14 protein-coding genes are annotated in these 21,863 nt (G+C 34.9%); 6 read left to right on the forward strand and 8 right to left on the reverse strand.

The window, feature by feature from the left end; all coding sequences use genetic code 11:
• The 8 genes from GTR01_RS06335 to rimP all read right to left on the reverse strand — a co-directional run bounded on the left by GTR01_RS06335 (position 1) and on the right by rimP (position 15,038).
• Positions 1-1,944, reverse strand: a complete 1,944-nt coding sequence (locus GTR01_RS06335) for a LysM peptidoglycan-binding domain-containing protein (RefSeq protein WP_228452170.1) — start codon at positions 1,942-1,944, stop codon at positions 1-3.
• 38 nt (positions 1,945-1,982) lie between these two features.
• A complete protein-coding gene (bshC, locus tag GTR01_RS06340; protein WP_160137022.1) occupies positions 1,983-3,569 on the reverse strand; it encodes a bacillithiol biosynthesis cysteine-adding enzyme BshC in 1,587 nt (528 codons plus the stop codon).
• Between the two features lie 14 nt (positions 3,570-3,583).
• Entirely contained in the window at positions 3,584-5,521 is a 1,938-nt protein-coding gene (locus GTR01_RS06345) for a putative porin (protein ID WP_160137023.1), read from the reverse strand.
• A gap of 107 nt (positions 5,522-5,628) precedes the next feature.
• Positions 5,629-6,816, reverse strand: coding sequence for a RagB/SusD family nutrient uptake outer membrane protein (locus GTR01_RS06350; protein WP_160137024.1), 1,188 nt, complete (start codon positions 6,814-6,816; stop codon positions 5,629-5,631).
• Positions 6,817-6,827: 11 nt separating this feature from the next.
• Complete coding sequence (locus GTR01_RS06355) at positions 6,828-9,692, reverse strand: SusC/RagA family TonB-linked outer membrane protein (RefSeq protein ID WP_160137025.1); 2,865 nt, start codon at positions 9,690-9,692, stop codon at positions 6,828-6,830.
• Positions 9,693-10,285: 593 nt separating this feature from the next.
• Entirely contained in the window at positions 10,286-13,240 is a 2,955-nt protein-coding gene (infB, locus tag GTR01_RS06360; protein WP_160137026.1) for a translation initiation factor IF-2, read from the reverse strand.
• Positions 13,241-13,317: 77 nt separating this feature from the next.
• On the reverse strand, positions 13,318-14,553 hold the full coding sequence (nusA, locus tag GTR01_RS06365) for a transcription termination factor NusA (RefSeq protein ID WP_160137027.1): 1,236 nt from the start codon (positions 14,551-14,553) through the stop codon (positions 13,318-13,320).
• Between the two features lie 17 nt (positions 14,554-14,570).
• Positions 14,571-15,038 (reverse strand): ribosome assembly cofactor RimP, encoded by a 468-nt coding sequence (gene rimP / locus GTR01_RS06370; RefSeq protein WP_160137028.1) that lies wholly within the window; start codon positions 15,036-15,038, stop codon positions 14,571-14,573.
• A 215-nt stretch (positions 15,039-15,253) separates the two neighbouring features.
• Between rimP and GTR01_RS06375 the strand changes: the two genes are divergently transcribed.
• From GTR01_RS06375 to GTR01_RS06400, 6 genes are all read left to right on the forward strand, one after another.
• Positions 15,254-16,567 (forward strand): UDP-glucose dehydrogenase family protein, encoded by a 1,314-nt coding sequence (locus tag GTR01_RS06375; protein WP_160137029.1) that lies wholly within the window; start codon positions 15,254-15,256, stop codon positions 16,565-16,567.
• Between the two features lie 4 nt (positions 16,568-16,571).
• Positions 16,572-17,651 (forward strand): dTDP-glucose 4,6-dehydratase, encoded by a 1,080-nt coding sequence (gene rfbB / locus GTR01_RS06380; protein WP_160137030.1) that lies wholly within the window; start codon positions 16,572-16,574, stop codon positions 17,649-17,651.
• A gap of 32 nt (positions 17,652-17,683) precedes the next feature.
• Entirely contained in the window at positions 17,684-18,547 is an 864-nt protein-coding gene (gene rfbA / locus GTR01_RS06385) for a glucose-1-phosphate thymidylyltransferase RfbA (protein ID WP_160137031.1), read from the forward strand.
• A gap of 165 nt (positions 18,548-18,712) precedes the next feature.
• The gene (locus GTR01_RS06390) at positions 18,713-19,561 is read left to right on the forward strand and encodes an ABC transporter permease (protein ID WP_160137032.1); all 849 of its coding nucleotides are present in this window, start codon (positions 18,713-18,715) and stop codon (positions 19,559-19,561) included.
• Positions 19,562-19,599: 38 nt separating this feature from the next.
• Positions 19,600-20,850 carry an ABC transporter ATP-binding protein gene (locus GTR01_RS06395; protein WP_160137033.1) on the forward strand — a complete coding sequence of 417 codons (1,251 nt, stop codon included), beginning with the start codon at positions 19,600-19,602 and terminating at the stop codon, positions 20,848-20,850.
• 33 nt (positions 20,851-20,883) lie between these two features.
• Positions 20,884-21,861, forward strand: coding sequence for a hypothetical protein (locus tag GTR01_RS06400; protein WP_160137034.1), 978 nt, complete (start codon positions 20,884-20,886; stop codon positions 21,859-21,861).
• Positions 21,862-21,863 lie beyond the last annotated feature (2 nt).

The raw sequence follows: 21,863 nt of genomic DNA on the forward strand, positions 1-21,863 counted from the left end.
CTAAGGTACCAACCTAATTACTCTGTAACCTGTGTTTACATAAGCTCCGTTAGCCTTAGATTTTACAAATTCAAATTTGGTTGCAAGCTGAGTCTGCACTTTATTCATTTGTTTGAAAATCTCTCCTTTTTTATTTTCTCTTGTCAACATATCATTAACAACGTCAAAACCTACAATAGCATATTTTGGAGGAGTCTTGCAATATTTGCTCTTGTAAGCAGCTAGAATCTCTTTTTCAAAATTACCATCTGTATTGATCTTTCTGTCCATCAGATATACCAGACTTGCCTGGCTCAAATCGTCAACTTTCTTTTCAAAAACCGGAGAATAAAACATACTGAATGCTTTTACTCCATGTACTTCTTTAGAAATAGCAATCATTCTGTTGGCAAATGCGTCTCCCATTTCGTCATTGGCCAGAACAGCAATCACTGGTGCAGACTGCCCTGTCATCATGTTTTGATCTAATTGAATTTCTGCCGGAGAATTCACAATAACGATATTAGGATTTTTCACTGCTTTTTCCAGACCAGACTTGATGTAGTTTGCATTTTCTTTTTTAGCGTCTGCTACTACATATATTTTTTGATCTGAATATACTGCTTTTACTTCTTCTACAAGTTTATCTGCATAAGTCTGATTATTCGTTTCAACAATAATCAAATTATTATAGTTGTATAATTCCGGTGTATTGGCAAATGGTGCTACTACAGGAATCTTTTGATTTTTAGTAAAATCTAAAACATCAATTACATTGGACTTAAAGAATGGGCCAATAATAAGATCTGTATTTTCAGGATTTATCTGTGTTAAAGAGTTTTTGAAAGAGGATTCATTTCCTGAGTCTACGACTTTAATATCCAGCTTCTGACCTCCTCTTGCGTTTCTTTCAATAGCAAGCTTAGCTCCCGTTAAAAAGTCAAGAGCCATTCCTCTGTACTGTGTTTCGTTGGTACTGTATCCGAAAGGAAGCATCAATACTACGCTTAGCGCATCACCGCTTTTTTTAACATATACCGGATCCTGCTTTTTGATTTTCAACACCATTCCAGATTTTAATCCTTTTGAAAGGTCTGGGTTAAGAGCAATTAATTCATCAATACTTACTCCAAACTTATTCACAATTGAGAATACAGTATCTCCCTGCTGAACGGTATAGGTAACATAGTCGTCACCAACCACTACATTATTAGAAACCGTCGAAGATTTCTCATTCCCTGCATCAATTTTCGTTTTTGAATTGGCTGGTTCAGCTACAGGTTCTGTATTGGATCTTTTTATTTTGATGGCATCACCAGGTTTTAAGCCTTTTTCTTCCAATCCTGGATTTAAAGCATAAAGATCCTGTTGGCTGATTCCAAACTGTTTTGTAATTCTGTAATAATTATCTTTCGCCTGGATCACATAAGTTTCTCCTTCTACAGCGGATACAGGTGTAGAGGTAACAGTTTCTGTCTTTTCTACAGAAGTTTCTACAGGTTTTGCTGCGGTTACTGTTGGCTGATCACCACCATATTTTTTGATGCTGGCAAGAGGTAATGTGATTTCATCCCCGATTTTCATATGAGAATCCAATTCAGGATTCAGCTTTCTCAAATCAGTTTCAGATATTCTGTATTGTTTTGTAATTCCATAGATGGTTTGCTTAGGCTGTAAAATAATTTTACCAACCGAAGTTCCCGCAATGGTACCTACTTTTTCAGGTACGGCAGCTTTAGGAGCAACCTGAGTTGCTGCTTTTTCTGTTTTTACGGTTAAAACATCTCCGATAGCCAGCTTGCCATCTTTATGTTTAGGGTTTAGTTTCAGCAATTCATCTACAGTCATTCCATACTTCTTTGCAATGTTGTAAGGGTTATCACCTTGTACAACGGTATGCGATTTCTGGGCTGAAACTCCCAAAACCATACATAAACTGGATAGAATAAAAAACCTCTTTATCATATTAGATAATTATAATTTACAAAAATACTTCTTTAAAATTAAATGGCAACAATTATTAATTTGGAATCTTGAACCACCATCTCTTCCAAACAATTTTCAAGCCATGGATAGCCTTCATCTGAAAAGAATACACTAAAATTGAAAACTCTTTCCTGCCAGGTTTTAGAAGGGTGTACATCTAAAAACAGATTTTCAAGCCTTTCCAATAATTCGTTTTGTTTTATTTTTTCAGCATGAAGAAGACGTTTTTTCATCCTTTTAAAGGATTTCAGTTGTCTTACTTCTTCTGCTTTCACCATATTTCCAAAGGATTTTTCGGTGGCTTCAGCAGATACTTTTAACTCAGCAAAATTCTTTGTCAACATTTCTTCTTTTTGCTCTAATAATTCTAGAACAGGATTATTTTTCAAAATTTTGTGATTGGTAATCACCGTAAAATTCTGGAAAAAATCTTCTATGTTAAGATCAAGTTTTTCAATTTTCCTCAATGTTTTCTCCTTCAAGAAAAGCATAGAGTTTCTTGGAATCAGAATAGGGAAAGGAATATTTATTTTGGAAAAATAGTCTTTAAGCTCTAACCAATACATGATTTCAGCATTTCCTCCAATATAGGCAAGATTTGGCAATACTTTTTCCTGATATACAGGACGCATTAATGCATTTGGACTGAATTTTTCAGGATAATTTTCAAGCTCAGCAATGATCTCTTCTTCTGTAAATTGAATATGGGTATCTACAACGATATATTTCTGCCCATTAAAATCAATTCTGTCCCTCGTTTCGGAAAGATAGAAAAGATTAATATCGCGAGGGTTCACCTGAACTTTCCCATATTTTTCAGTCAGAAAATCTACTTTATCCTTTGAATTTTTCTGTAAACTGAAATGACGTAACTCATCTTTAAAAACCTCTTTAATCTGTTCTTTAAGTTCTCTTGAATCTCCATCCAGTATCAATAATCCAAATTCAGAAAAAAGGCGATTAACCAAAATCTGGATGGCTTGTGTTAAAGTATTTCCAATCTTATAGGCTTCTTTCAACATGAGGATCAGTTCTGTTCCAAAAACTGAATCTTTGAACTCTTTTTCAAATTCAGAGATGAAATAGGTATCACTAATCTGAATCCTGCCCACAGGGCCACCGGATTTCTCATTGATTTCATAATAATTATTCTCTGTCTTAAAATGGTTGATTTCAGCAAAATCATGATCTTCTGATGCCATCCAATATACCGGAACAAAATTAAAATCAGGAAAATGTTCTTTAAGATAGGTACAGGTTTTAATGGTCTGCAAGATTTTATAGACAAAGAAAACCGGCCCTGAAAACAAATTCAGTTGATGCCCGGTTGTAATGGTAAAAGTGTTAGGTTGTTTAAGATTTTCAAGATTTTCTTTCTGTTTTGAAGAAAGATCAAGATCAGACAACTGCTTTTCGAACACATCAAATAAAATATTCCTCTGCTCTGAAGAGAAGGAATCTTTTTTTAAGTGGATCTGCTGGCTAAAATGCTCTACAGAAAATGTTTTATCTTCAAAACCCTCAATATTCTGATTCAAAAAGTCTTTTACTAATTGAGGTATGCTTTCTATATCATTAAATGATATTTTGTTAATTGTTTTCAACTCGTATATAGTTTTTAGTTGAACAAATACCACAAGATCCCAATATTCAATCTGAAATCATACACCGGGTAATGTGGAAATGCATAAGCTTTGTTATTGGAAATAAAGGTTCCAATCTGCTGCCCTTCTATGAAAAAGAACATTTTTTTCACCTTCATATTAATATATAGATCAGCAATAGGCTGCCCTCCGATAGAGAATGAATTTGTACCGGGAAGAACATATTCGTTAAGAACCGGGAAATACTCTCTGGAGCTAAATTTAGAGAAATAATACACTTTAAGCCCTGCCTGAATTTCTGCTGCTTTTTTAAATGCCTGCGTTTGATAGAAGAAATTTGCTCTTCCTACAAAACTTGGCATTGGCATAAGGTTTTTATTTGTTAATGCATTTTGGAAATGCAGTCTTGTATTCAAATGGAATTTACCATAACTAAAAGTGGCATCCCCTCCTACCTGAGAAATACTTAATGAATTGTCACTCTGCTTAGGAGCTGCATTGCTATCAAAATAAGTATAGTTATCAATTCTGAAGTAGTTAGCAAAAAGCTCTGTTTTAAACCATTTTAAATTGATACTTCCACCCAGTTCCATTATCGATTGGTTCTTTGCATTTTCAAGATAATAGTTGAACTTATTATAAACTGAAGTATTCAATAAATAGTTAAATGATGGATAAGCGCTTTGGAAGTTCACTTTTGCATTCACAAAGTAATCTTTTATTGGCTCAAACTTCAGATTATTTGTCGTTTTTAAATAACTTTTAAACTCGCTTCCGTTGGAGAACTCAAGGAATGAGTTTAGCTGTACTTTATCCCAAAGTTTTACTTCCAAATTTCCTACTGCTCCAATTCGGCTTTCTTTAAGCTCACCAGGAATAGGAACATTATTAAGAACAACAACGTCTCTTATCCCAAATTTAATCATCTGGTAACGAACTCCAGCATCCAACTTGAACTTTTCATTATTAAAAACTAAGCTCAAAGTATTACTCAGATTGCTTGAATATTTCTTCGTTGTCCAAGGCATTCCATTCACTAACTCTGTAGAAGCCTTATACCAATATGTCTCTAATGCATTTTGGTTATAATAATATTTATTCCCTTGATGAGATATTGTATGTCTGATACTGAAAGGAAATTTTTCAGCATCGAAAGGTGTAAACTGGTGACTCAGATAATATCTTCTATAAGCAAATTGTGAACTTGTTGAAGATAGATTCACTTGTGCATTTTGTCTATTCTTATAGTTACTGTCTCCACTTTGGAATAGATCATCTTCAGTAATCCCTCCACTTTCCTGATTGTTGACGTTCTGGTGAAGGTAGTGAGCAAAAAGCTCATACTTTCCGCTTTTTGAAACATAGTGTCCAGAGAATATGGTATTGTTATTGGCAGCTAATGAATTTCTGTAAAGACCTTGTGAACGAAGTCCCATATATTCAATAGCAAAGTTGAATCTTTTTCCGATATTTTGAGTATAGGTAGAATTTAATGCTGCTCCATTTCTCATCGCATTATGATAGATGAATGTGGCCGTTGGCGTTTTTACATCATAGTATTTTACATCATTTGCGCCCAAAATCAGATAAGATTTATTGGAAGGTAATAACGATAAGTTCTGTTCTGCATTCGTTTCAAATACAAGAGGGTTGAATCCTGAGCCAATATTGGCAGGTTGTATTCTTCCGAAATTGTCTCTGTTATTATATTGTGAAAAGATATAAGTTTTATCAAAAGTCATTACCGTATCAAAAACTTTCTTTTCTGAAAATTGGGTTTGATACAAGTAATCGTTGATGGTAGGTTTGAAAATTATCAAGGAATCTTTCTTCCCGGAGTCTATGACCAGAGTGTCTCCCGACTTTTTATTTTTTTGAGTATCTTCTGTTGTAACAACCTGTGCGTGGGCAGCGAAGCTGAAGAAAGTGATTATGAAAAGGATATACTTCATTATTCATTATTGTACAGCAAAAATAAGAAATAATAGTAAATAAAAAACCCCTGCTATATGCAGGGGTTCTATATATAATATGTTAAATATTACTATAATTTTGGAAACTATTGTCCTAAAAGTTCATTAGCATCTACCGCTCCCTGAGGGAAAGGCAATTTATACTTTTCTCCTTTAAGTTTAAGATCAGACCATCTTACCCATTCAAAAGATAGTTCTAGTCTTCTTTCATTATCTAGAGAAAGAGTTGAATGTCTTTTAGTTTGTAATTCTGTTAATCTATTAGCATTTCCTGCTTCTGCAGAAATCAAATACATTTCTGGGATTCTTGAGATCAAAAGATCAGAATCATCAGATTTACTGTATTTATTAGAGAAAACAAAACCATCTGTATCTGGCGCTTCAGCAAAATCGAACAAAACTTTTCTAGTATCATTAGTTCCTAACAAGTTTAAAAGACTTTGAGAAGCAGCAAAACAGTTCCATGTACTTGCGTCATAACTTAAAATCCATCCCCAAGATCCATTTTCCTCAGCTCTGTTTCCTTTAAATTTAAGAATGGTTTCAGCATCTAAATCTTTTGGATTATCTGAAATAGCAAATTTACCACTCTTAATCAATGCTTCAGCTTCAAGACCTGCGTTTTGAATATCTCCATTCATTCTGTAAACTCTCGCTAGAAGAGCCATAGCAGCTTCTTTTGTAGGCTTAAGCAAAGCTTTAGGATCATTAACATTGAAAGGCTCAATATTATCTTTTGCAAACTTTAAGTCATTGATAATAAAGTTCAATACTTCTTTAGGAGAAGATGCTTTGATTGGCTTAGAATCATAAGTTTCATCAACTAATGGAACTCCTTCATATAAATCATATAGCCTTAAATAAGACAGTGCTCTTACATATCTTGCTTTTCCTTTTTGGGCATTAGAAGATGTAGGAACTTTTAATATAGTGTTTGCTCTACTAATTCCTTTATAAAAATCTTTATATAGATAAGTTAATAGAATATCTCCTGGAGGCGTTGTATGCTCATATAAATATTTAACCTGAATCCACTGAAACTTAATCGGTTGAAGATTTTCTTGAGCCAAAATTTCTGGAGCCATGATATTAAAGAAACCATAATCATTTGGTTTCATGACACTACTATAAGCACCAATTAATAACTTATCAATATCATCAGAAGATAGTGGAGAATTAGCATCTAAAGCTACCTCAGATTGAATATCCAATGCTTTTTCACATGAACTTACTAATAGTCCAAATGCTAGTAATAATATACTTATTTTTTTCATTTCTTTTCTAATTAAAAGTTAACATTTAACCCTAAACTATATACCTTTACATTTGGAATACCATTTAAGTCGAATCCTGAAGTTACCTTAGTTGTATCTGCTGTATTCTGAGAAGAAGCTGCAGTCTGATCTACATAATAAGTTTCTGGATCTACTCCTGAATACTTAGTAAATGTAAATGGATTTCTTACCTGAGCATACACTCTCATCGATTTGATAAAACCTAATTGAGTTTTGTCAAAGTTATATCCAATTGTAATATCTGTAATTCTTAAATAATCTGCATTTTCTAAGAATCTTGAAGATCTTTGATTATTCCAAGATGAAATTGCACCCGCTAAATGTGGACGAGGAACATTAGTATTTGGATTATTAGGTGTCCAGTAATTCATTTGCTCTGCAATCATATTTTCAGAATATGAAGGATATCCAGTATCAGCTCCACTTAACTGCCCTTCTTTATACATTGCATAAACTTTTTTACCAATAGAATACTGAGCATTAATTGAAAGGTCTAATTTATCAAAAGAGAATCTAGTAGAAATACCTCCATAAATTGGAGCAATACCTCCATTAAACACTTTTCTATCGTTGGAATCAATTACTCCATCTCCATTAAGATCGTTATAAATCATATCTCCTGGCTGTACAACTTTAGTTATTTTACCACTTTGATCTCTATATTCGTAACGTTCTTTTGCAACTCCTAAAGCTTCAATCATATAGAATGAACCTAAAGGCTCTCCTTCTTTAACGATTGATCCAAATCCTGTTGTAAAGTATCCTGCTTTTGTTCCGATCTTTTCAACAACGTTCTTGTTGTAAGAGAAGTTAGCCGCAAAATCCCATTTAAATCTTTCTCCTTTGATAATCTTTGTATCTAAGCTAATCTCAATCCCTTTGTTATTGATTGTTCCTACATTACTTAATTTACTGTTATATCCTGTTTCCTGAGGAACTGGCAGTCTGTATAACAGATCATTTGTAGTTTTGTTATAGAAATCAACAGTTAAATTAACTCTTCTGTTAAACATTGATAAATCCAAACCAGCATCAAAAGACTTACCTTTCTCCCACTTCAAATCAGGATTATATAATTCTGTAACAGCTGTTCCAGGCTCTTGGTTATGGTTTTGCCCAGCTGCAATCAGACTAAGACCTCCTGAATAAGGAATACCAGTCTGGTTTCCTGTAAGACCATAAGACGCTCTAAGCTTAAATTCATTGATAAAAGGAACTTTGAAGAATTCTTCATTAGAAACTGTCCATCCCACTGAAGCTGCTGGAAAATTCCCCCACTTATTACCTTTTGCAAATTTAGAAGAACCATCATATCTTGTTGATAACATTAAGTTATACTTGTTATCCCAAGTTAACTGAGCTCTTCCGAAGAATGATGCTAATGACATAGCAATCATATAACTTCTTCCTTTATTAATTGTTGCAGCAGAAACTAACCATGGTAAATTATTTGATGGAAAATTTTCTCCCTCAACACGAGAATCTTCATATTCCCATCTTTGGAAAGATTGCCCAACTAAAACACTAAGTTTTAATCTATTATCAACAAAACCTTTGTCATATGACGCCGTGTTTTCGATCAAATAATCTCTGTTATTAGCAGTGCTGTAATAACCATATCCCCAAGGCACTCCGGCATTTTCACCTCTTCTTGTATTAGGAGCATCAAACCTGTTATATCTGTTAGACGCAATATTACCACTGATGGATGTCTTTAAAGTAATTTCCTTGATAGGGTTATATATTGCGAAGAAATTGGCTCCAATATTTTGCCATTTATCACTTACTTGACGTTCAAATGCAAATAGAGGGTTGTTAAAGTTAAATCTATTAGGCTTACCATTTGCACCATATGCTGCAAGGTTTGGTGGCGCAGCCATTGCGTTGCTATAAGGTTGATAAGTGTTATTATCATCCGCTATAGGATTAGCTTTTGTATATGTAAAATAAGTATTAATACCAATCTTAAAGTTATCTGCAAATTTTTGCTCAACATTTAATCTTGCTCTTGAAATCTCATAATTATCTCCAATAATGATACCGTCTTGGCTAATATGAGAAGCTGAGAAATACATCTTAGAAGATGCTCCTCCAGCTGTAAAGCTTATCTGATTATTGGTAATAGCTCCAGTTCTCAAAACATAATTCATCCAATCTGTGTCAATTCCTGTATCTTTCATAGGAGTTAACTCTAGCTGACTAGCCGGCTTTGGTAATATACCTGCAGCAATATCACTTAAATAATTCTGTCTAGCTACATCATGTACTTGCTTATATTGTTGAGCATTCAGCAATCTAGGTCTTTTGATAATTTCCTGGATACCATAAGATGATGAAAAAGAAACACTAGGCTTTCCATTATATCTTCCAGCTTTTGTTTCAACCAATACAACCCCGTTTGAAGCTCTGGAACCATAGATTGCTGCAGAAGCTGCATCTTTCAAGATTTCCATGCTATTGATATCTTCCGGAGCAAGGTTTCCTAATGATTCCTGAGGAATACCATCAATAATATAAAGAGGGTTATTGGATGCACTTAAAGATCCATTTCCTCTAATACTTATTTTAGTATTATTTCCTGCACGTCCACCTGTATTTGCTACCTGAACCCCAGGAGCTTTCCCTTGTAGGGCAAGTTCCACGGATGAAACCGGTTGCTCTTGCAAAACTTCACTCTTAACAGTTGCAATAGCACCCGTAACGTCAGTCTTCTTTTGCTTTCCATACCCAACCATTACAACCTCGTCAATCTGAGTTTCTTTAGCCGTAGTATCTTTCTTAACTTTTTGAGCAGATACAGCCTGTCCTATAAAGAACAATGCTCCAACGCTCAATACACGTAGTTTAACATTCATATTAACAAATTTTAATATATTTTAGTCGCAAATATGTTAATAAATATTAACACTAGCAAATTTCATGTATAAACAAAGTACAAATTCGTTCACAATATGGCACACAGAACCCCTTACAAACAAGAGAATCCGCAATATTAAGTCCACTTTATTTATCAAAATAAAAAATATTCGTTTTAAAAAGCAATTTAACAATTAATAATTCGATGAAAAAAAAATTATTTATAATAAATCTAAATTAGAATAGCGCTAATTTTCAACCAAATACAACTTTATATGTAAAAAAATTAATGATTTTTGACAAGCTATAAACTTTTATATATTTGAGTGTCTTTTTTAGACTTATTCAAGAAAAAAAACAAGCCACTCATTCTGTGCATCATACCTATAAACATTCATAAAAAAAAATTTAACAACCTTTAAACAGTAAGATGATCTTATTTTACTCAATGAATAATCATCAAACAAAGTTTTTATGTTTCGTTTTTATAAATTAAGAAACATTGATTTCTAAATAGAATGTTTACTTCAAAAGATTACAAACAAAAAAGCCTTCTCATTGAGACGGCTTTTTTTATCTATATATCTGAATATTATTTCAGCTTTTTCTTAACTGCTACTTCTTCGTAAACTTCAAGAATATCACCGATTTCAATATCGTTGTATCCTTTAAGGTTCAGACCACATTCGTAACCTTTTGTTACTTCCTTCACATCATCTTTGAAACGCTTTAAGCTTTCAAGCTCTCCATCAAATTTCACAATACCGTCTCTTAGCAAACGTACTTTAGACTGTCTTGTTACTTTTCCAGTAAGAACCATACAACCTGCAATTGAACCAACTTTAGAAATCTTGAATACCTCACGGATTTCAACATTACCGATTACCTGCTCCTGAATTTCTGGAGAAAGCATTCCTTCCATTGCTTCTTTTACTTCATCTATTGCTTTATAGATTACAGAATATGTTCTGATTTCAATTTCCTCACGGTCTGCAAGTTCTTTTGCATTAGCACCAGCTCTTACATTGAATCCAATGATAATAGCATCTGATGCTGCCGCTAAGTTGATATCAGATTCTGTGATCTGCCCTACACCTGAGTGAAGGATCTTCACACTGATCTCTTCTGTTGATAATCTTTGTAACTGATCAGAAAGTGCCTCTACAGAACCATCCACGTCCCCTTTAAGGATAATATTCAATTCCTTGAATTCTCCTAGAGCAATACGTCTACCTAATTCTTCAAGTGTTGTATGTTTTTTCGTTCTAATAGAAAGTTCTCTTTGAAGCTGCTCTCTCTTATTCGCAATAGCTTTACCTTCACTCTCATCAGTATAAACACGGAATTTATCACCTGCTGTAGGCGCTCCGTCTAAACCTAAGATCGTTGCTGGAATCGAAGGCCCCGCTTCCGCAAGGTTCTTTCCTCTTTCATCAAGTAAAGCTTTTACTTTACCATGATTTTTACCTGCTACTACATAGTCACCAACTCTTAAAGTTCCGGTTTGTACCAACATTGTTGCTACATATCCTCTTCCTTTATCAAGAGATGCTTCGATAACAACACCATTCGCCGAACGGTCTGGATTAGCTTTCAATTCAAGCATTTCTGCCTGTAATAAAACTTTCTCTAGTAATACATCTACATTATTACCGAATTTGGCAGAGATTTCTTGAGCCTGAACATTTCCTCCCCATTCTTCCACTAAAACCGGAGGGTTTAAACCTGAAAGTTGCTGACGGATGTTATCTGGGTTTGCATTTGGTTTATCTACTTTGTTAATCGCGATAATCATTGGCACTCCTGCAGCTTGCGCGTGAGCAATTGCCTCTTTTGTTTGTGGCATTACATCATCATCGGCAGCAATTACGATAATTGCAATATCAGTAATTTGAGCACCTCTTGCTCTCATCGCTGTAAAGGCTTCGTGACCTGGAGTATCTAAGAATGTAATTCTCTGACCATTTTCCAGTTTCACATTATAAGCACCAATGTGCTGAGTAATCCCTCCTGATTCACCTGCAATTACGTTAGTTTTTCTAACATAATCCAGCAATGAAGTTTTACCATGGTCAACGTGTCCCATTACGGTAACAACCGGAGCTCTTGATACTAAGCTTTCTTCTGTATCAACTTCGTCTTCTGTATCTGTATCTTCAAGATCAGCATCAGAGAATTCGATTTTATAACCAAATTCATCAGCAACTAATAATAAGGTATCAGCTTCCAATCTTTGGTTCATTGTCACCATTACTCCTAGTGAGAAACATGCAGAGATTACTTCAGTTGGAGAAACGTTCATTAAGCTCGCTAATTCCCCTACTGTAATAAATTCTGTTACCTTCAGCGTTCTGTCTTGTGCTTCAAGCTCCTGCTGACGTTCATCTTGTTCTCTACGGAAAGTTCTCTTATCTTTTCTGTGTTTTGCAGATTTAGATTTACCACCTTTGTTGGTAAGTTTTTCTAAGGTTTCCTTGATCTGGTTTTTAACTTGTTCGTCAGTTAATTCAACTGGCATAACTCTTTGACCAGGTCTGTTGTTTTGACCTCCTTTCTTAAATCCACCACCTTGGCCACCTGGACGGTTTCCACCTTGGTTATTTCCGAAACGGTTTCCACCTTGGCCGCCTTGACCTTGTGGACGATTTCCTTGTCCACCTTGTCCCTGACGGTTTCCACCTTGTCCACCACCATTGTTATTATTGTGCGGACGGTTTCCACCCTGGCCACCTTGGTTGTTATTTCCAGAGTTTTGATTGTTTCCACCTTGGCCTTGATTATTCTGGCCACCAGGTTTTTCAATTCTCTTTCTTTTCTTTTTAGCACCAGCTCCTGGTTTTGGGGCAAACTGAGTTAAGTCAATTTTTTCACCTACGATCTTAGGACCGTCCAGTTTCTGATAAACAGTTTCAATTTTTTGAGGTTCCTGATTTTCAGGTTCAGCTTCCACTTTTGGAGCTTCTATTTTTTTCTCTTCTACCACTGGTTTTGGAGTTTCTTTTACAGGTTCAACCGGTTTTTCTTCTTCTTTTTTCTCCTCCATTTTTGGCTTGTCTTTTTTTACAGGTCTATTTCTAGATTCTATCTGAGACAAATCAATTTTATCCAAAACTTTAAATTCCTGCTTTTCAGGAGCTGCTTTTACTTCCGGTTCTTCTTTCACTATCTCTTCTTTCTTTTCTTCCACCGGTGACACTACAGGAGCAGCAGGGGTTTCTTCAACTTCAGGTTTTGCAGGCTCTAAATCTATCTTACCTAAAATTTTGGTTTCTGGTTTGTTTGCTTTAGCTCTTATCACTTCAGGGGTTTTCTTCTCTTCAATTTCCAGTTTTTCTTCCGGAACTTTAGTGATCACCACCTCATGGGAAGCTTTTCTTTGTTCGCCATCTTTAGCAAACTCAGCTTCCAATGCAGAATATGCCGATTCTTCCAATTGAGCGTTAGGATTGCCTTCAACCTCGAAACCCTTTGAGTGTAAAAACTCTACTAATCTGGACATCGAGATGTTGAATTCCTTAACCGCTTTATTTAATCTAATTTTTGGCATCTATATTATTTACTGTTTTTTTAATTTTTAAAATTAAAGTATTTCCTTTTCACTGTTTTATTAAGATTTATCATCTCTTAATCTTCAAATTCTTCTCTCAGAATACGTTTAACCTCTTCAATTGTTTCTTCTTCAAGGTCAACCATATTTAAAAGACTCTCAGTTTCTTTATCCAGTACTGATTTTGCAGTTGTAAGTCCTACTTTCTTAAATTCATCCAAAATCCACTGCTCGATATCGTCATTGAATTCTCTCAATTCAACATCGTCATCCTCGCTGGACTCTCTGTAAACATCAATTTCATATCCTGTCAACCAAGAAGCCAATCTGATATTCTGTCCTTGTTTTCCGATTACTTTAGAAATCTCTTCAACTGGAGTATACACTAATGCATAGTTTGCCTCTTCGTTGATATCAATTTTATTAATAGTAATATTACCTAAAGATCTCTTCACCAAAATTTCAGGGTTTTTAGACCACTGAATAACATCGATGTTTTCATTTTTCAACTCTCTTACTACTCCATGAATTCTGGATCCCTTCACACCCACACAAGCTCCTACAGGATCAATTCTGTCATCATAAGCATCTACTGCAATTTTCGCCTTTTCTCCAGGAATTCTTACTACCTTTTTCAAGATAATCGTTCCATCTTGGATTTCAGGAATTTCCAGCTCTAATAATTTCTCTAAGAATTTAGGTGCAGTTCTGGAAATAATAATCTGTGGTTTTGAACCTTTAAAATCTACTGTTTCAACAATAGCTCTGATATTCTCACCCTTTTTAAAGAAATCGGATGGGATCTGGTTCTCTTTTGGTAAAATAAATTCGTTTCCTTCATCATCCAACAAGATTACATGCTTGTGACGAATGTGGTGGATTTCTCCTACAACGATTTCACCAATTTTATCTCTAAACTGTTCATACAGCATAGCATTATTATGCTCCTGAAGTTTTGTAGCCAGAATCTGCTTTAGGGTAAGAATATTTCTTCTTCCCAACTGAGCAACAGGAATTTCCATTGTAAAGTCCTCACCTACTTCGAAGGTAGGGTCAATCTTCTTTGCTTCAGAAATTTCAATTTCCAAATCATCATCTTCAGACATTTCGTCCTCTACAATTGTTTTATTTAAAAATATCTGAAAATCTCCTTTATCCGGGTTTACAATCACATCAAAGTGGTCATCTGAATCGAATCTTTTTCTCAAAAGAGTCTTCAGTGAATCTTCAATAATTGCCATAAGATCAATCTTACTGATCCCTTTTTCGTCTTTAAAATCACCAAAGGATTCAATCAACGCTATATTATCCATCTATTTTTTTTTCTTTTTTAAAATTTAATTACTACTAATGCCTTTTTGATCTCCGTGTAAGGAATTTCTTTTTCCTCTTCCACATCCACCTTTCCTTTCCCGATATCTTTCGGTTTACGGTAACGTAAAACAAGAGTGATTTTCTCTTCGTCTACTTTTGACAATTCTCCTTCAATTTTAGAAGAATCCTCCAACATCACCTCAATCTCTCTTCCTATGTTTTTATTGAACTGTCTTGGTGTTACTAATGGTTCGCTTAATCCTGCAGACATCACCTGAAGGCTGAAGTCGTGTTCTTCACGATCCATATTGAATTCTATCGCACGGCTTGCATCAAGGCAATCTTGCAAAGAAACTCCATTATCACCATCTAAAATCACTGTAATATCATCCCCTGCAGAGATTTTAAGATCAATAAGAAAAAGATCTTCTCTGGTCTCAAGGAATTCATTTAATAATTCTTCAATTCTTTTTTTAAACTCCATACATTCTTTTATCTTGATTTACAGTACGAAAAAAGGCTTTCTTGCGAAGCCTTCCCATTTTTTCCGTAAATCCATGGCAAATATACGCTTTTTTTCCAAAAATGCAAAATTATCTTATTATCAAGCAAATAGAACGAAATTCATTTACATTAAATTAAACAGGCATATGAAGGTATTTTTATTACTTTTGTCTTTGAATTTTAAAAACAAACATTTTGAATATAACGATTGTAGGAACAGGTTATGTAGGATTAGTTACGGGAACTACTCTTGCAGAGCTTGGCAATTCAGTATACTGTGTTGATATTGATGAAAAAAAGGTAGAAGGTATGAAAAACGGCGTAGTTCCCATCTATGAGCCGAACCTTGAAGAGATGTTTTTGAGAAACATTCAATCTGAAAGATTATTTTTCACCACCAATTTAAAAGAAGCTTTAGACAAAAGCGAAGTGATTTACCTCGCATTACCTACTCCTCCCGGCGAGGATGGTTCTGCTGATCTATCCTATGTATTAAAGGTAGCCAATGATATTGGAGAAATGATGACCGAATATAAGGTTATTGTTAATAAAAGTACTGTTCCTGTAGGCACTGCAGACAGAGTAAGAGAAACCATATCGTTTAAAACTAATATTCCTTTTGATGTTGTTTCCAATCCTGAATTTTTAAGAGAAGGTTTTGCCGTGGAAGATTCAATGAATCCTTCAAGAGTAGTCGTGGGAGCCAGCTCAGAAAAAGCAAAAGAAATTATGGCTAAAATATATCAGCCATTTACCAATACGGGAATCCCGATTATTTTTATGGATGAAAAGTCATCCGAGCTTACAAAATATGCTGCAAACTCATTCCTTGCTGTAAAGATTACCTTTATGAATGAGATTGCCAATTACTGTGAAAAAGTAGGTGCTGATGTAGATAAGGTAAGATTAGGAATGGGAAGTGATGACAGAATTGGGCACAGATTCCTATTTCCAGGCATCGGATACGGTGGAAGTTGCTTTCCGAAGGATGTAAAAGCTCTTATAAAATCTGGAAAACAGGAAGATTTCAACTTTCAGATTCTGGAAGCTACCGAAAATGTAAATACTTCCCAGAAAGTAATTTTAGTTTCTGAAATTGAAAAATATTTCGGCGGAAATATTGCAGGAAAAAAAATTGCCATGTGGGGACTCGCCTTCAAAGCCAATACAGATGATATCAGAGAAGCATCTTCTTTAGATAACATTGCTCTTTTGTTAGAAAAAGGCGCAATAGTTGTAGCTTATGATGCTGTTGCTGAAAACAATGTTCAAAAACTACTGGGCGATAAAATTCAATATGCTAAAGGAATGTATGATGCATTGGAAGACGTAGATGCATTATTTATTGCTACAGAATGGCCTGAATTCAAAAATCCTAATTTTGAGCTTATGGCTAAAAAAATGAAAAATAGGGTTATTTTTGACGGCAGGAATATGTATCCATTAGAAATTCCTGAACAAAACGGATTTTATTATAAAAGTATAGGTAGAAAGACAATTACAAAATAAAGAAATGAAAAACATTATTATTACGGGAGGAGCAGGATTCATTGGGTCCCATGTTGTAAGAGAATTTGTAAAAAACAATCCGGAAAGCACCATCATTAATCTTGATGCTCTTACTTATGCCGGAAATTTAGAAAACCTGAAGGACATTGAAAATGAACCTAATTATGTTTTCGAAAAAGCAGACATTACAAAACCCGAAGAACTAAGAAGGGTTTTTGAAAAATATAACCCAGACGCAATTGTACATTTAGCCGCAGAAAGCCATGTTGACAGAAGTATTACTGATCCAATGGCTTTTATCAACACCAATGTAAACGGAACAGCTAATCTTCTTAATCTTTGTAAAGAATTCTGGACACTCAACCCGGAGCATACTCACGGAAGATTTCCGGATGAGAAGAGAACCAATTTATTTTATCACGTGTCAACGGATGAAGTATATGGTAGCTTAGGAGAAACAGGATTCTTTTTAGAAACTACTTCTTATGACCCTCAATCACCATATTCTGCATCAAAAGCAGCTTCCGACCACTTAGTAAGAGCATATGGAAATACGTATGGAATGCCATTTATTGTATCCAACTGCTCAAACAATTATGGTCCTAATCATTTCCCTGAAAAGCTGATCCCTCTTTGTATCTCTAATATTATTAACGAAAGGCCTTTACCTATTTATGGTGACGGGAAATACACCAGAGACTGGTTATTTGTAATCGATCATGCTAAAGGAATCCACCAGATCTTCAACGAAGCAAAAACCGGAGAAACTTATAATATAGGAGGATTCAATGAATGGCAGAATATTGACTTGGTTAAAGAATTAATCAAACAGATGGATGCTAAACTTGGAAAACCTGAAGGTTATTCTGAAAAGCTAATCACATTTGTCAAAGACAGGCCAGGACATGATAAGCGTTATGCTATTGATGCCACTAAATTAAATAAGGATTTGGGATGGAAGCCTTCCGTAACATTTGAAGAAGGATTAGGAAAAACTATAGACTGGTACCTTGAGAACAAGGAATGGCTTGAAAATGTAACCAGCGGAGATTACCAAAAATACTATGAAAATCAGTACAATTAGTATTGCCAATCACAGAATATAAAATAAAAAAGATGAAAGGAATAATATTAGCCGGAGGATCCGGAACAAGACTTTACCCTCTAACCATTGCCGTAAGTAAGCAGCTAATGCCTGTTTACGACAAACCGATGATCTACTATCCATTATCCACTTTACTTTTAGCTGGAATTAAGGATATTCTGATCATTACAACCCCACATGATCAGGCTGGGTTCACTAAACTATTAGGTGATGGCTCTCAGATTGGTTGTAATATAGAATATGTTGTACAGCCAAGCCCAGATGGCCTGGCACAAGCCTTTATCCTAGGTGATAAATTTATAGGTAATGATCCGGCAGCGCTTGTTTTAGGAGACAACATCTTCTATGGTTCTGAAATGGGAACTTTATTAAAGAACAAAACCAATCCGGATGGAGGTGTTGTTTTTGCTTATCACGTTGCAGACCCTGAAAGATATGGTGTTGTAGAATTTGATAACAATTTCAAAGCTGTTTCTATTGAAGAAAAACCTTTAAAACCTAAATCAAACTACGCAGTCCCAGGTCTTTATTTTTACGACAACAATGTGGTGGAAATTGCTAAAAACATACAACCTTCTGCAAGAGGAGAACTAGAAATTACTGACATTAATAATGTTTATCTTAAAAACGAAAAGCTTGAGGTAGGTGTTCTGGACAGAGGTACAGCATGGCTGGATACCGGAACATTTGATTCACTTCATGATGCTTCAGAATTTGTAAGTGTTATTGAAAAGAGGCAAGGGTTTAAAATCGGATGTATTGAGGAAATCGCTTTCAGAAATAAATTCATCAACGAAGAAAAGCTATTGGAAACAGCAGTAAAGTATGGTAAAAGTGGCTACGGGCAGTATTTGAAACAACTCGTTGGTCAATAACCATTTAATTTATAAACTTTGTAAACTATTGACTTCATAGTCAATAGTTTTTGTTCATAATAACAAATATCAATATATTAGTTATTCACTTTTAGCCTTATATCTAATGTAAGAACTAAAAATCGGTAAGAATTAATTATTATAAATTTGCAAAAACTTACACAGATGAATGAACCACAGCAAAAGTGGACAGAAACAATAGAAGCCAATCATTCTTTATTTGATTTAAAACTTAAAGAAGTATGGCGGTATAAGGATCTTATTTACATGTTTGTAAAAAGAGACTTCATATCAAGCTTCAAGCAAACCATTTTGGGGCCAATCTGGTTTTTTATTAACCCGGTTTTAACAACAATCGTATATCTGGTTGTTTTTGGAGCGATTGCCAAACTTCCTACAGATGGTGCTCCCCCTATTTTATTTTATCTGTCTGGTGTAACTCTCTGGAATTACTTCTCAGCTTCATTGCTTACTACTTCCACTACCTTTGTAGGGAACTCAACTATTTTCGGGAAAGTGTATTTCCCAAGACTGGTAACGCCACTTTCAGTTGTCATCTCCAACCTGATGCGTTTTGGGGTACAGTTCCTTTTATTTCTTCTTGCATGGGCTTATTACCTGAGCCAAGGAAAAGTGCAGCCTAACATCTGGATTCTTGCAACTCCTTTTCTGATCATATTGATGGCCTTTTTTGCATTGGGAGTAGGAATGATATTTTCGGCTCTTACTACAAAATATAAAGATTTGAGTATGTTATTAGGCTTTGGAGTGAGTTTATATATGTATGCCACTCCGGTAATCTATCCGGTATCCTCTCTTCCGGCAGGATTCAAAAAACTGGCATACTATAATCCGCTTACGGGGATTTTTGAATGTTTTAAATACGCCTGGCTTGGCGTAGGTGATTTCTCGCCATTAATGCTGGGAATCAGTACGGTTATTATTCTTATTTTATTGGTATTAGGAATACTGATTTTTAATAAGGTTGAAAAAACCTTTATGGACACCGTATAAGATTTAACTGTTATCTTTAATCTAAAATCAATCTAAACATGCTGGCTTTAAAAGCAGAAAACATATCAAAACAATACCGTCTGGGACAGGTGGGCACGGGAACTCTCTCTCATGACCTTAACAGATTCTGGCATAAAGTAAGAGGAAAAGAAGATCCTTATTTAAAAATTGGTGAAACCAACGACAGAACAACTAAAGGAGATTCTGAGTACGTTTGGTCGCTCCGTGATATCAATTTTGAGATTGAACAGGGAGATGCTGTAGGAATTATAGGAAGAAATGGTGCTGGTAAATCTACTTTACTCAAACTTTTAAGTAAAGTAACCAAACCAACAACCGGAAAAATTTATACTCAGGGAAGAATTGCATCACTACTGGAGGTAGGAACAGGATTCCATCCTGAAATGACAGGGCGTGAGAATGTATACCTTAATGGAGCTATTCTTGGGATGACCAGAAAGGAAATCACCCGAAAATTTGATGAAATTGTAGACTTTTCAGGAGTTGAAAGATATATAGATACTCCGGTAAAAAGATATTCTTCAGGAATGTATGTCCGTCTGGCATTTGCTGTTGCGGCACACCTTGAGTCTGAAATACTGATCGTAGATGAAGTACTTGCAGTAGGAGATTCTGAGTTTCAAAAGAAATGTCTTGGAAAAATGGGTGATGTTACAAAGGGACAAGGAAGAACTGTTTTGTTTGTAAGCCACAATATGGCTGCCATTAATGAGCTTTGCAACAGTGCTATTTTATTAGATCAAGGCTCTGTGGCCATGCAAGGAGACAAAGATAAATGTATCATTGAATACCAGCGTAAGAATTCCTACATCTCTCATTATGAAGCTTCAAAAGATGGTTTTGAAATTGGTAATGACAGAATTAAAGTTCAGGCCTACTCAGCAACACCTATCCAAGGAAATGTACTGAATATCAATTCAGGAGTAAGAATAAAAGTAGATTTTATAAGCACGATTCAAAATGCAACTGTAGATCTTTCTTTCTATATCAAAAACTCTCATGAAGTTATTGTGATGAGTAACGGCTTTATGATCAGTGAGAATGGAGAACCGGGGGGCTACTCTATCTGTTTTGATATTCCGGCCAATATACTTAATGAGGATTCTTATTATTTTGATATGTTTTGGGGAATGAACCGTTCCGAGATCGCATTCAAAACACAATCATTTGGTTTTGAAATCAATGGAATCAGAAATCAATTTGGAGACATCAAAAAATCACCAGGTGTAATTTCGCCTGCTATTGCTTCGGAAATCAAAAAGTTATAACTTTTCAGTGCTCATCATTCAAAATAATTCATCATGCTTTTAAATATTATCTTTTCATATAACCGAGCTATGCAGGTAGATTATCTGCTAAGTACTATTTTAAAAAAAATAAAGATAGATGACTATGAAACGGTTATTTTATATCACACGACCGGAAATCATCATTTAGGTTATAAAAAATTAATTGAAAAGTATAAAAACTATCCTAATATTCGTTTTGAGGAAAGAAAAGAAATATGGTTTGACACCGCTTTTTTCAAAACACTTACCAACAAAAAAAATTTTAAATTCTTCCTGGAGAAAAATCTAAAGAATAAGCAGGGCGATAACTTCAAAGGGCTGCTTCAGGATTTATTAAGAAAGACCAAACATGAATTGGTCATGTTCAATACCGATGATGGTGTCTTTTATAATGATGTAGTTCTGGATGAAGAAGTTCTTTCGGAATTTAAAAAAGATCCTGAACATTCGTCTTACAGAATGTATGTAGGTGATAATATTGAAGGGTTCCCTAATTATATTCAGAAAAAAGGCAATCATTATGAATGGGACTATTATGCAGATAAGAATATTACGCACTGGTCTTATCCATTTTCAGTGGACGGAACGGTATACAACGCTAAGCATTTGTTAAAAGTTTTAGAAAAAATACCTTATCACAACCCAATCACTTTAGAAGAAAATGTGTTCAGACATGCATTACAGCATAAACTCTTTAGAAAAGGAATGAGCCCATTACAAACCAAACTGGTAGGTACAACTTTAAACAGGGTTTCTGTGGAAACATTCAACCCGACCATCAATATAAGTGTTGATGAATTAAATGAAAAATTTGTCGACGGATATACTCTTCACCTGGGACTCCCCGATCATATTGACGTGGTTAATATTGTTCCTTTTGAAGTAAGTGTAGTAAAAGAAGACAAGAAAATACTTCTCTATTCATTGGATGAAGATGGAAAGAAGATACAAAATTCGTATGGAATTGAAGGGACTAAAAACGAGTCCTAATA

Origin of the sequence: Chryseobacterium sp. c4a (assembly GCF_009900745.1) — a bacterium.
GTDB lineage: Bacteria > Bacteroidota > Bacteroidia > Flavobacteriales > Weeksellaceae > Chryseobacterium.